The following is a 12,237-nucleotide window of genomic DNA, read 5'->3' as shown; positions in this document are numbered from 1 at the left end:
CACAGCCTTTTTAAAATGGATTTTTGTTTTCCCTCACAGGAACTTGGCAAAGAAAGCCGTACAGGCTTCGATCCGTTCCCGGTCCCCGTCCACATGTTCGATTCCAGGGATGATTGTCAGTTCGACCTCTTTGATTCCATTGTCCTTGAAATTCTTTTCCAGGCTCTTCATCCTGGCCACCCGGTTGGTCCCGTAAGGGGATTCTCCGATATATTTCGTATCCAGAGCCCCTACGGTAATCTGTACAGGGACTTCCCGTACTGCATCCAGATCCAAGTCTTTGTCAAAGACGTCCCGGAAATTCCGTACGCCCCAGAAATAATCCGTCTGGAAATCGAGGAAAGTGGGACGGCCCGGTGCCCCGATGGATACGGCTTTCACCCTGTCAGGGTGGACCAGCAGGAACCGGTTGGTGAATTGTCCTCCTCCGGAATGGCCGAATAAGAAGAACTTTTTCCCATCCACTCCAGGATACCGCTTCTCCATTTCCTGGATCATGGCCAGAAGGACCTGATCATACCGGATCCCGTCACAAGCCAGCAGTTTGTAGCTGTTGAAATCGTTCCGGTCGATCAGCCCGCTGGGAAAGAGGGGCGCCAGGATTGCCGTATGGTGTGCATCCGCCCATTGGGTGGCTTCCCGGACATAGTTCTCTGCAGCACAGCCCGTGCCATGGATGATCACCAAAAGATTGCAATGGGGATTTTCTTCAGTCCGCCAGGCATCCGGCACATGGACCCAATAACAGAACTGGGGAAACGCCTGGCAGGACCAGAGCATGTTCAGGTCCGCATTGCCAAAGAGATTCTGCTGGACTTCCTTGGATAAATGATCCGCTAATACATTCATTTTCTGCCTCCTGTAAAACCATGACTGCCTTTAGGATCTGCGGCCTGCAGATCCCGTCACAAGAATTTGCCAAAGAAATAACTGGCGATCACCAGCATGATGGCCCCGCCGATCCGGGAAGAGATCTGGGCATAGGACATCATTTCCATCCGGTTGGCTGCCCCCAGGCACTGGACGTCTCCAGAGCCGCCCCCATTGGCCATGCAGAGGCCGGCGGTGAGCATGCCTTCCACAGGATAATAATGGAACAGAGAGCCCACCAGCAGGGTCCCCAGCATGGCACCGAAGACAGTCACCACGATGACCAGCAGGTTGGCCGGATTGACGAACACCTTGGCATAGTCTTCCAGGGTGGTGCCGATCCCCACCGTGATCATCAACGGATAGGACATATAGCTGACGAAGAAGCGCTGCATCCCGATGGCTCCTGCCTTCACATTGTGGGGCAGGATGTTGGAAACGTTCAGCAGGGCGATGAAGACCACCATATAGGCAAATTTGTGGATGGTGAAACCCAGATGGAAATAATTGTTGATGACAGAAACATGGGCTGCATACAGATCAGCTGTACAATAACAGACCAAACCCAGCGCCAGACCGGTAGCATAATCAGCGAATTCAGGATGGAATTCCTGCTTGTCGGCCGTCAGGTTCTCGGCTCCCCGGATCAGCTGTCCGTGCCCGGTCAAAGACGGTTTCATCTCCCCCAGCTTGTTCAGGAAGGCGCTCATGATGACAGCCATGAGATTCCCCAGGGAAATCACTGCAAAAGCAGTGGCGTACCAGGAATTCCCATCCATCCCGGTAGCTGCGCCCCACATCCGGCTCATGGGCTGTATCCCGGCGCCGTTCCCCCCTCCCATGATGGGGATGGCGTAGTTGCATACTGCGTTGACCCAACCGATTCCTGTCAGTTGCCCTACAGCCCCAGCCAGACCCAGGGCACATACCACGCCGCCCAAGATGGTGGGGATATATCCTACAAAGGATTTGATCAGGACTTTCCTTTCCAGGGCCAGCACAGATCCGGTAATGAGCATGCAGATATAAAAGTCCAGGAAACCGGTTTTGCCGTTGAAGATATTGATGGCCTTTTGGGCATTGGGTCCGATTAGATGGAACGTGTTCATGGCTCCTGCCACCAGGCAGGTAAACAGCATCCCTCCGCCGAACCAGGTCTTCCATACGGGGATCTGGTTGCCGATATATCCCAGCAGCGTTCCCACGATCAGGGCAAAGGCCAAAGAACCCAACATATTCCCTGGCAGCCAATCCATGGCCCCCAGGATGACCATGATCAGGGTCAGGACGGCATACAGCCAAAGTGGGAATCCCAAAATCTTTACATTTTTCATTTTCAGCCTCCTTCAATGATTTTATGGTCCAGGATCATCCTTTCCTTATTTTTTTATTTCGTGTTTCTTTTTATTTTTCCTGTCTCGGAATCCCTTTTTTATCTTTTTTTCATCCGAGGATCCGGCAGCCAGCCCCGCTCAGCCAAAAGAAAAAGAGCCGCCGGATCAGCGGCAGCCCCTCTTCCATTCACAGCACATTCCTGATTTCGTCGATCACCGTCCCATCCCGGTATTCCACTTTGGCCACTACCCGGTCCCCGGTCTGGAGGGGCTGGGGGATGCCGTTGATCTGTTCCGCCATATCTTTCAGTTCCTGGATGGACCGCACGGGCAGCCCGGCCTGCTTGAATTTGGACAGCAAGTCCCCCCGCTGGGGATTGACGGCGATTCCCCGCTGGGTCAAGATTACATCGATGCTCTTTCCGGGCGTGGAAATGGTCTGGACCCGGTCTACGATCAGGGGCATCCGGGCCCGGCTCAGCGGCGCCACGATCATAGCCAGTTTGGCCCCGGCCGCTGCATCGCTGTGGCCCCCGCTGCCGCCCATGATCACGCCCTGGGAATTGGTATGGACATTTACATTGAAATCCACATCCACCTGGGTGGCCCCAAGGATCACCGCATCCAGGCTGTCCACGATGCTGCTTTTGGCCAAAGGCGAAGCATAATGGCTGGCAGAGACCTCCACATGCCTGGGGTCATGGGCCAGAGATTCCACCGCTTTCAGATCAAAGCACTGGACATCCAAGATGTTCTGGAAACAGCCGGCTTCCAGCATATCCACCAGATATCCGGTGATGCCTCCCATGACGAAACTTCCTTTGATCTTTTTCTCCACCATCAGATCTTTCAGGAATACGGCAGCTGCCAGGGATGCTCCTCCGGCACCGGTCTGGAAGGAAAATCCGTCCTTCAGCAGGCCGGAAGCCCGGATCACCTTGACCGCCATGTCCGCCATCCGAAGTCCCACTGGATCCCGGGTAATCCGGGTAGTCCCGGAAACGATCCCTTTGGGATCCCCGATGGCTTCCACCTGGACCACATAATCCACTTCTGTTTCCGGGATAGAAAATCCTCCCAGCGGATAGGGAACCAGTTCATCGGTGACCACCACCACCTTATCGGCATGGGCCGCATCGCTCATGGCATACCCCAGGGCCCCGCAGGCAGATTTTCCATACTTTCCGGTGCAGTTTCCCTGTTCATCTGCCTGAGACGCCGCAATGAACGCTACATCGATGTGGCTCCGCCCTGTATCGATGGAAGCCGGACGTCCCCCATGGGTCCGGAACACCACTGGTTTGGCCAGGATCCCGTGAGAGATCCCTTCCCCAACGGCCTTCCCCATGTAATCGGTTTCGATGCCGCCCACCGTTCCTTCCTGGATGTGTTGGAGCAAGGGTTCATGGACATCGAAAAGGGAACTGGCATTGACCGTCAGATCTTTGATGCCCAGGCTCCGGACGGCGTCCAAGACACTGTTGAGCACATAATCCCCATTACGGAGATGGTGATGGAACGAAATGGTCATATGGTCCTTCAGCCCGCATTTCTGTATGGCCTCGGTCAGCGAAGCTACCAGTTTAGTCATCCGGGAACACCTCCTTTTTCATATGGGAAGCCATTTCCAGTACATGGGCAGCCCGATCCACGATGGGCTTGTCGATCATCTTCCCATGGAGGGCCACAGCCCCCCTGCCCAGTTTCTTTCCTTCCTCGATGGCCTCGAAGACCATCCTGGCATAGGCGATGTCTTCTTCCGAAGGAGAGAACACTTCATTGACGATATCCACCTGCCGGGGCGAGATGCAGGCTTTCCCCGTATAGCCCAGGCCTTTGGCAAAGGCAGCATCTTTCCGCAGTCCTTCCCCATCGTTGATATCCGTAAAAGGCGTATCGTACACATCGATTCCAGCCGCCCTTGCCGCACAGACCACCCGGCTCCGGGCATAGAACACTTCATTCCCCGCCTTGGTCCGTTCGCAGCACAAATCCGCCGTCAGGTCTTCACAGCCGATGAAAATGGCACACACCCGAGGATCCGCTTCCGCAATGTGATAAGAATTTTCCACGCCCCGAGCCGTTTCGATCAAGGGCATGATCCGGGTGGACCCTACCGGATTCCCGGCTTTCTTTTCCACTGTTCCCATATAGGCAGCGATCTGCTGCACATCCTGGGAACAGCTGATCTTGGTGGGCATGATGATGGCCGGCCGGTAGGGAATGATTTCATCCAGATCCTGCTGCCATTCTCCCGATGACAGGGGATTGATCCGGACAATCACTTCACAGTCCTGGAACTTCATGGTTTTCAGGGTATTCCTCACCAAGATCCGGGCCGCATCCTTCTGATCCGGTGCCACAGCATCTTCCAGGTCCAAAATGACACTGTCCGCGCCCAGCACATCTGCATTCATGATGATATTGGGGGTATTCCCCGGCAGAAAAAGCATAGACCGTCTCATGTTCATGCCTCCTTCCCTGCCCGCCGGACTGCGGTTTCCACCCGGGCTGCAATGACACAGTCCAGGGCGCCGTAATCTTGGATATCCACAGCAGCCCCTGTAACGCCCAAGTTTTCTAAGACGGTACAGGCCACCTGCCGGATCTGTTCCCCGAACTGCTGCTCCACCACCGAATGGATTACTACGGAGATCCCCTCCGCCGGTTCGATCCGGACCAGGCAGTCACTGGATTCCAACGTACCCGCCAACGCTTTCTTTTGAATAACCATGTCAGCCTCCTATTTCATGATCTGCAGGATCAGACTGGACAGCAGAAGCATGAACGCCCCGCCGATCCTGGAGGAAATCTGCGCAAAGGGCATGACCACCATCCGGTGGGATGCGGAAAGAACGGCCACATCGCCCGTCCCTCCCATGTTCGACATGCAAAGGCCTGCCGTAATGGATGCCTCGATGGGATAAAAGCCCACCAAGTAGCCCACCAGGCCGGAGCCGATAATGGCCCCCAAGACCGTCGCCACTACCAGGAGGATATAGATAGGACTTAGCGACTGCACAATGGTCCCCATATCCGTATAGGCGACACCGATACCAATCAGGAGCGGCGCCGTAAAATTCTTCATGATGAACTGGAACCACTGGTAACAGCCTCTGCAGATGGAAGAAGGCACCAAGTCAAAGGCCTTGCACAGGGCAACACTCAGGATCATCCAAGCATAATAGTGGATGCTGGGAAACAGTTTGGAAATCAGGATTCCCCAGATCATAAAACCTGTAGCAGTGAACAGCCCCACACCCATTATTTTAACATCGATTTTATCCCAGGTATCCCTTTCCTGTTGGGTTTCCAGGGAATTTTCTTCAGAAGCTGCATCATAAGCTCGGAGCATCTGTCCGTTGCCGGTCAGATGGGGGTTCACTTTCCCTACCCGGTCCAAAAGCCCGCCGGCCACAATGGACAGGGCATTCCCCAGTGCTACAGCCGGCACCATGATGGACAGGATCTTTTCCGGAGAAGCATCCATCCCAGTCCCGAAGATCTGGGAAAGAGGTACAGCGCCTGCCCCCATGCCGCCGCCCATAATGGGAATGGCGATGAACAGGACGGCTTTCAATGCTCCATAGCCGGAAACGGCGCCAATGAAACCGGCCAGCCCCAGAGCCACAGCTACCCCACCCAGGATTGCAGGCATGTAACGGAAAGCAGCTTTGATCAATAATTTCCGGTTCATGCTCAGCATACTTCCGGTAATCAAGGCAGCGATATAGAAATCCAGGAAACCTTCCCCTTTCATGAAGCTGGTGATAACCTTAATCGTACCAGTAGGAAGCAGATGCTGCCAGCACATCCAAGCAGAAGCAAAAATACAGACAATGGCACCCCCGCCAAAATAGGTCTTGATCACGGGAGCATGGTCACCGATCACGTTCAAGATGACCCCCATAAAGATCATTACGGGGAAAGCACCTACCATTCCCTTGGGAAGATAGCCCAAATACATGGCTGCTGCAGTGATTGCCGATACAAGGATGAAATAAGGCAGTTCCATTCCAAACAGGGTTCTTTTTTCGTCCATCTCCAACACTCCTTTCCAAAGCCCTTTGCCATTATTATTTTATTTTTTCTGAATTTTTGGAATAATTTTTAAGTTACTTTCAGCTTTTTTTCATAATTTAATTGATCCGGAGGTTGCTGAATCAAGGGGATCCGCTATAATAAAAATAGCTTTCCCCCTGGAGGTCTGCTAGTTATGGATATCCTGAAAAAAGCAATCCCCCGACTGTCCCTGAAAGAAAAGATTTCTTTTTCCTATTCCCTGCTCACACTGGTCATCCTATTTTTCACACTGCTGGCAACGTTCGATCTGTGCTACAGTCAGCTGTGCGATTCCATCGATGACACCCTGCGCAACGCCGCCATCATGACGGCGGAAAATCCCGCGGTCCGAGAAGCATTGGAAAAAGACGTTCCCAGCTCTTCTGTCAGCCAGTACTGTGATGCCGTCCTTGCTGACACAAAGAATCTCGACATCATCACCATCTGCAATGACCAGGGCACTCGGCTGTATCACAAAAACAAAGAAGAAATCGGCAAGCACATCGTCGGCGGAGACGAAGGTGCTATGTTGACAGGCCATGAGAATTACTTCAATACAGCTGTAGGTACACTGGGGCTGCAGCGGAGATATTTCCACGCCGTCAAGGATCCGGACAGCGGCCAGTTCCTGGGGTTCATCTGTGTTTCCGTCCTGGTCCGGAATCTTCTCCTGATCCGGAACCAGCTGCTGCTGACCTATTTCATCATCGGCATCATCGCTCTTTTCGTCAGCATCCTGATTGCCAGTAAGATCCATACTTTCCTCTTGAAGCTTCTGCTGGGCTATGAACCGGAACAGATTGCAAATCTGATCATCAAGCACCAGGAAGTCCTGGATACCCTGGATGAAGGGCTGCTTGCCATCGATGAGCATGCCAGGATTTCCCTGCTGAACAGTTCTGCTATCCAAATGCTGGATATATCTGACCCCAATCCCATTGGGAAGCCCGTCCTGTCCGTCTTTCCCCAATCCCTGCTTCCCAGGACCCTGGAAACCCGGAAAGCAGAATACAACGTGAATCTGGAGCTGAATAAGATCCATCTGATCACCAGCCGTATCCCCGTCTTTGAAAAGGGGAACCTGATCGGTGCCGTATCCATTTTCCGCAACCACACAGAAGTCATCAAGCTCTCCGAACAGCTGACCGGAGTCAATCATATGGTAGATGCCATGCGGGCCTATACCCATGAATTCACTAACAAGCTCCATGTGATATTGGGCCTGATCCAGAGCGGCAACCGGGAAAAAGCAGTGGATTATATCATGCACATCACCACCCTCCAAAAGGGCAAGATCAGCATGATCATGAACACCATCAAACTCCCCACCATATCCGCCCTTCTGATTGGCAAGATGTGCCGTGCCAACGAACTGAACATCGCCTTCGACATCGATCAAAACAGCATTGTGGATGATACGAAAGCCTTCCTGCCGGAAAACGCTATAGCCACAATCTTGGGGAATCTCCTGGAAAATGCCATGGAAAGCATCGATCTCTCCAAAGCAAAGGTCCGTGAAATCAATCTGGGGATCTTTTACACGGAAGAAGGTTTTTTCCTGACCCTCAGCGATTCCGGGCAGGGAATCCCAAAAAAAGTCCTCCCTCACATCTTTGAAAAGGGTTTTTCTACCAAAGGCAGGTATAGGGGAACTGGATTGTTCCTGGTCAAAGATCTGGTAGAATCCTATCATGGTGATATCCAGGTCACCACTGAAGAAAACAACGGGACCATATTTACCGTTTCCATAAAAAATGAATCCAAAGAAAGGAGGCCTCACCCATGATCCGCACCATCATCGTAGAAGACGATCCCATGGTAGCAGCCCTTAACAAACAGTATTTGCTGAAATCTTCTTCCAAACTGAAAATCGTCGGAGCCTTCAAAGATGGGCAAAGTGCTCTGGACTACCTTCACAAAAAGCCGGTGGATCTGGTCATCCTGGATGTATATCTGCCAGTCCTCAATGGATTGGAACTGCTCCAGCAGATCCGTCAGGAAAAAATCGAAACGGACGTAATCATGGTCACCGCAGCCAGGAACCGTGACGAAATCCAGCTGGCCATGCGATTGGGGGTTATGGATTATCTGGTCAAGCCATTCGATTTTGACAGGTTCCAACAGGCAATCCAGCATTTCTTCCATAAACATGATTTAATGACATCCAAAACCACACTGGACCAGGGAACCATCGATGCTATCGCCGCAGTGGAACCTTTGGATAAATCTCAATCTTTCCCCAAAGGCCTGCAAGCCCAAACCCTGAAAAAAGTCCTAGATTTTATCGCTTCTCTAGAAAATTTTACTTGTAAAGCAGTAGCAGTGGGTACCGGGCTGTCCATTGTCACCACCCAACGATACCTAAATTATCTAGTAGACCAACAGAAATTAAAGACAACCATCGATTATCATACAGGAGGCCGTCCCAAGCTAGTCTATCGGCTTTTAAAATAAAAGTAGACGTATAGAAAACTAAATAAGGCTGTGCAAAGATTCCGATTCGAAGAAAGGGAGCTTCTTTCACAGCCTTATTCCATTTTCAGTTGTTTGTTCTTTCTGGAGCAATAACCAGCCCGCGGACTATCCGGGGTTTATCATTTCTTCCGATCATACAGCCACAGAGCCCCTTCATCCGCCCCATGGACACATTCCTGGTAGGCTGCCAGCATACCGGGAGCCTTGTGGTCCGGGGCTTTGGCCTCTTTCAGGCGCCGGGCGATTTCTTCTTCCGGCACTTCCAATTCCAGAATTTTCTTGTCCAGATCGATGGTGATCATATCCCCGTCCCGCACCGCAGCAATGGGACCGCCCTCATAGGCTTCCGGACAGATGTGGCCTACGCAGGGACCCCGGGAGGCTCCGGAAAACCGTCCGTCAGTAATCATGGCCACGGATTTATGGAGGCCCATCCCCACCAAAGTGGCAGCTGGGATGGACATCTCCCGCATGCCCGGTCCCCCTTTGGGCCCTTCATACCGGATGACCAGCACGCAGCCCGGTTTGATTTTATCGGCCATGAAGGACTGCATCAGTTCTTCTTCGCTTTCAAAGACCACTGCCGGTCCTCTGTGATGGAACATCTCCGGGTCCACGCCACTCTTTTTCACCACGGCGCCCCGGGGAGCCAGATTCCCGTGGAGGATGGTAAAGCAGCCGTCCGGATACAAAGGATCTTCCGCCGTATGGATCACGTCCCGGTCCACCGGTCCCTGGAAGCTGTCCAGGAGCTGCCGCATGGTCCCGCCAAAGGCCATGGGCACATCCAGATGGAGCTGGCTGCGGATTTCGTTAAGGGAAGCCCGTACGCCTCCGGCCAGGTAATAATCCCACAAGTTGTATTTGCTGGACGGTTTCATCTTGGCTACCACCGGCACGCTTTCCTGGATGGCATCGAATTCATCCAGAGTCAGGGAAACTCCCGCACACTTGGCAATGGCCATCACGTGCATGACAAAGTTGGTAGACCCTCCGGTGGCAGACACGTGGCGGATTCCATTCTCCAAGGATTCCCGGGTCATAAAGGTCCGGGCATTTACCTGTTTCTTTACCAATTCGACGATTTTTTCTCCTACATTCCTTGCTTGTTTCACTTTATCAGAGGCACAATAGAGCATAGCGGTAGAATCTGGAGGGCAGAGGCCCAGTACTTCAGCAAAGACCCCCATGGTATTGGCAGTCCCGTACATGGAACAGGTGCCACAGGAATAGCACACATGGTCTTCATAATCCCGGAACTGCTCCTGGGTGATCCGACCGGCCTTCACTTCCCCTATGGATTCCTTCAGGTCGCTTGTAGCCATGGGATGATCCCGTCCCGGGATCTGATAAGGCACCATGGACCCTGCGGTGAGGACCAATGCTGGGATATCCAGAGCCCCAGCGCACATCAGCATACCGGGGACGATCTTATCACAGGAACACAGGAACACCATCCCGTCGAAATGATGGGCCCGTGCCATGGCTTCTGCTGAAGCCGCGATCATATCCCGCTGGGGCAGAACATACTGCATCCCCAGCATCTGGGACATCCCGTCACAGGGAGCCGGCACTCCGAATTCGGCCGGCGTTCCCCCTGCTGCCCAAATCCCTTCTTTCACATATTGGGCTAATTCCTTGAAGGGTTTGTGGCCCGGATTCACATCATTCCAGGAATTCACGATGCCGATCAGGGGTTTGTCGATATCTTTTCTCCGATACCCCACTGAAGCCATCAGCCCCTGATAATACGCATCCGTAATCTTATCATACCGTCCCATTCGTCTCTCTCCTGTCTCTTTATATGATGTCAGCAGTTACCCACTTCTTTTTCGTGTTTCCGCAGCTCCGCCGGGTCCTTTTTGTGGTATCCATGGCGCCGGGCCACACAGAACAGTTCCGTACCTCCCAGCTTTTCCGCTGCCGTCTGTTCTCCGCTGGCCACCCGGATCACCAGATCCAGCAGTCTCTCCCCTTCTTCTTCGATACTGGCTCCCTGGCTGATGATGGGAGAGGCATCGAAATCGAAGCATTCCATCATGGCAGCATAAGTTTTGTAATTCCCCGTCACTTTCAGCACCGGCACCAAAGGATGCCCCGTAGCATGGCCCCGTCCTGTGGTGAAGGCGATCAGCTGACTGCCGCATCCGATTTCCCCGGTGACTACTTCCCCGTCCTGGCTTTCGTAATCCATCAGGAACAGCCCGTGCTGCCCTTTCTGGGGCGGAATGGCATAGGGCAGTACATCCTGGATAGGATGGGTCCCGCCTTTGTGGACGCCTCCCAGTGCCTTTTCCACTACGCTGCTGACCCCTCCGGCAAAATTGCCCCGGCTGATCAGGTGGTTCCGGTTTTCCGGCAGGCTGAAGTCCAACCCACCCCGGAGTACATCTTCGATTTCATAAACCGCATCGTAGATTTTTTGTGCCACCTGAGCATTCACTGCCCGTTTGGCCAAGAACTTTTCTGTTCCCAGCAGTTCATTCAGCTCACTGAGGATAGCACTGCCACCTGCATCTACCAGCCGGTCCACCATATTCCCTACCGCCGGGTTGGAAGCCAAACCGCTGGTGGCATCGGTCCCTCCGCATTTCGTCCCCACCATCAGGGCACTGAGGGGGCAGGGCACCCGCTGCTGCTGAGCCAAGATCTCTGCAAATTTCTTTCCTGTGGCCACAGCTTTTTCTACGATTTTCGTCGGTCCCCCCTCTTCCTGGATCACGAATTTCGCCACGGGTTTCCCGGTGGCTTTGACAGCCTGGTACAATTCTTCTGGGTCGAACCGCTCACAGCCCAGACCTACCACGATTACTGCCCCTGCATTGGGATGGCATCCCATGGCTTTCAATGTCCTAGCCGTCAGTTCCAGATCCAGTCCCACCTGAGCACAGCCCACACAGTGGGTCATGGGGACGGCTCCCGGAATCTGGGCAGCAATCTTCTGCACCGTGGAATTGGCACAGAACACGGAAGGCAGGATCACCAGATAGTTCCGGGTCCCCACCGAGCCGTCCGCCCTTTGGTATCCCATAAATGTACGTTCCATGTATCTTACCCCCTATCGTCCGTCAGATCTTCCCACGGTCACATCCCATATTGTGCATATGGATCCAGGTCCCTTTGGGTGCATCACTGAGCATATATCCGATTTCTTCTCCGTATTTGATGACGGAGTCGCCTTTTTTCAAATCCTTGACTGCCACCTTATGGCCAAATTCGATATCTTCGAGAAGGACAATGGTCTCTCCCTCCGGAGTTTCCACGGTATCTCCCTTATAGGCATCCTCCAGCACGCACATGACGGAATCTTCCGGATGGATACGCAGGCTTCTTCTCAGCATGGTCATTCCACCTCTTTTCTCTAGCAGTATTTTCATTATTCTCTGACTTTTATAATAAAAGTAACACATTTTTCTCACAATGTAAAACAAAACATCTTCACTATATTCACAATGATTACCTTGTGATAAAATAGAGAAAGCAAATCTTTCCTGAA

11 protein-coding genes are annotated in these 12,237 nt (G+C 52.8%); 2 read left to right on the top strand and 9 right to left on the bottom strand.

Translation table 11 applies throughout. The features are described from left to right. Positions 1-33: 33 nt before the first annotated feature. From ACTUHY_RS07675 to ACTUHY_RS07650, 6 genes are all read right to left on the bottom strand, one after another. The gene (locus ACTUHY_RS07675; RefSeq protein ID WP_303063897.1) at positions 34-849 is read right to left on the bottom strand and encodes an alpha/beta hydrolase family protein; all 816 of its coding nucleotides are present in this window, start codon (positions 847-849) and stop codon (positions 34-36) included. 56 nt (positions 850-905) lie between these two features. Continuing rightward, the gene (locus ACTUHY_RS07670; protein WP_281697070.1) at positions 906-2,204 is read right to left on the bottom strand and encodes a 2-hydroxycarboxylate transporter family protein; all 1,299 of its coding nucleotides are present in this window, start codon (positions 2,202-2,204) and stop codon (positions 906-908) included. A 187-nt stretch (positions 2,205-2,391) separates the two neighbouring features. Then, complete coding sequence (gene citF / locus ACTUHY_RS07665; protein WP_276693390.1) at positions 2,392-3,795, bottom strand: citrate lyase subunit alpha; 1,404 nt, start codon at positions 3,793-3,795, stop codon at positions 2,392-2,394. Then, positions 3,788-4,669, bottom strand: coding sequence for an HpcH/HpaI aldolase/citrate lyase family protein (locus ACTUHY_RS07660; RefSeq protein WP_442827250.1), 882 nt, complete (start codon positions 4,667-4,669; stop codon positions 3,788-3,790). Before ACTUHY_RS07660 ends, citF begins: the two co-directional genes overlap by 8 nt. A gap of 2 nt (positions 4,670-4,671) precedes the next feature. Continuing rightward, on the bottom strand, positions 4,672-4,938 hold the full coding sequence (gene citD, locus ACTUHY_RS07655; protein ID WP_442827249.1) for a citrate lyase acyl carrier protein: 267 nt from the start codon (positions 4,936-4,938) through the stop codon (positions 4,672-4,674). A gap of 9 nt (positions 4,939-4,947) precedes the next feature. Further along, positions 4,948-6,246 carry a 2-hydroxycarboxylate transporter family protein gene (locus ACTUHY_RS07650; RefSeq protein ID WP_442827248.1) on the bottom strand — a complete coding sequence of 433 codons (1,299 nt, stop codon included), beginning with the start codon at positions 6,244-6,246 and terminating at the stop codon, positions 4,948-4,950. Between the two features lie 174 nt (positions 6,247-6,420). On the opposite strand from ACTUHY_RS07650, the gene ACTUHY_RS07645 reads away from it, so the two are divergent. Both ACTUHY_RS07645 and ACTUHY_RS07640 read left to right on the top strand, forming a co-directional pair. Next, entirely contained in the window at positions 6,421-8,052 is a 1,632-nt protein-coding gene (locus tag ACTUHY_RS07645; RefSeq protein ID WP_442827247.1) for an ATP-binding protein, read from the top strand. Beyond that, complete coding sequence (locus tag ACTUHY_RS07640) at positions 8,049-8,720, top strand: response regulator (protein WP_442827246.1); 672 nt, start codon at positions 8,049-8,051, stop codon at positions 8,718-8,720. Before ACTUHY_RS07645 ends, ACTUHY_RS07640 begins: the two co-directional genes overlap by 4 nt. Before the next feature lie 140 nt (positions 8,721-8,860). Here the strand turns inward: ACTUHY_RS07640 and ilvD are convergent, their stop codons facing one another. The 3 genes from ilvD to ACTUHY_RS07625 are packed head-to-tail and all read right to left on the bottom strand — an operon-like array spanning position 8,861 to position 12,082. Then, positions 8,861-10,522, bottom strand: coding sequence for a dihydroxy-acid dehydratase (ilvD, locus tag ACTUHY_RS07635; protein ID WP_442827245.1), 1,662 nt, complete (start codon positions 10,520-10,522; stop codon positions 8,861-8,863). 29 nt (positions 10,523-10,551) lie between these two features. Then, positions 10,552-11,787, bottom strand: coding sequence for a UxaA family hydrolase (locus ACTUHY_RS07630; RefSeq protein ID WP_278674516.1), 1,236 nt, complete (start codon positions 11,785-11,787; stop codon positions 10,552-10,554). Positions 11,788-11,809: 22 nt separating this feature from the next. Next, the gene (locus ACTUHY_RS07625; protein ID WP_278674517.1) at positions 11,810-12,082 is read right to left on the bottom strand and encodes a UxaA family hydrolase; all 273 of its coding nucleotides are present in this window, start codon (positions 12,080-12,082) and stop codon (positions 11,810-11,812) included. Positions 12,083-12,237 lie beyond the last annotated feature (155 nt).

Source organism: Acidaminococcus nyctereutis (assembly GCF_052216985.1).
In the GTDB taxonomy this organism is placed as follows: Bacteria; Bacillota; Negativicutes; order Acidaminococcales; family Acidaminococcaceae; genus Acidaminococcus; species Acidaminococcus fermentans_A.
This window is presented reverse-complemented; position numbering and strand designations above follow the sequence as displayed.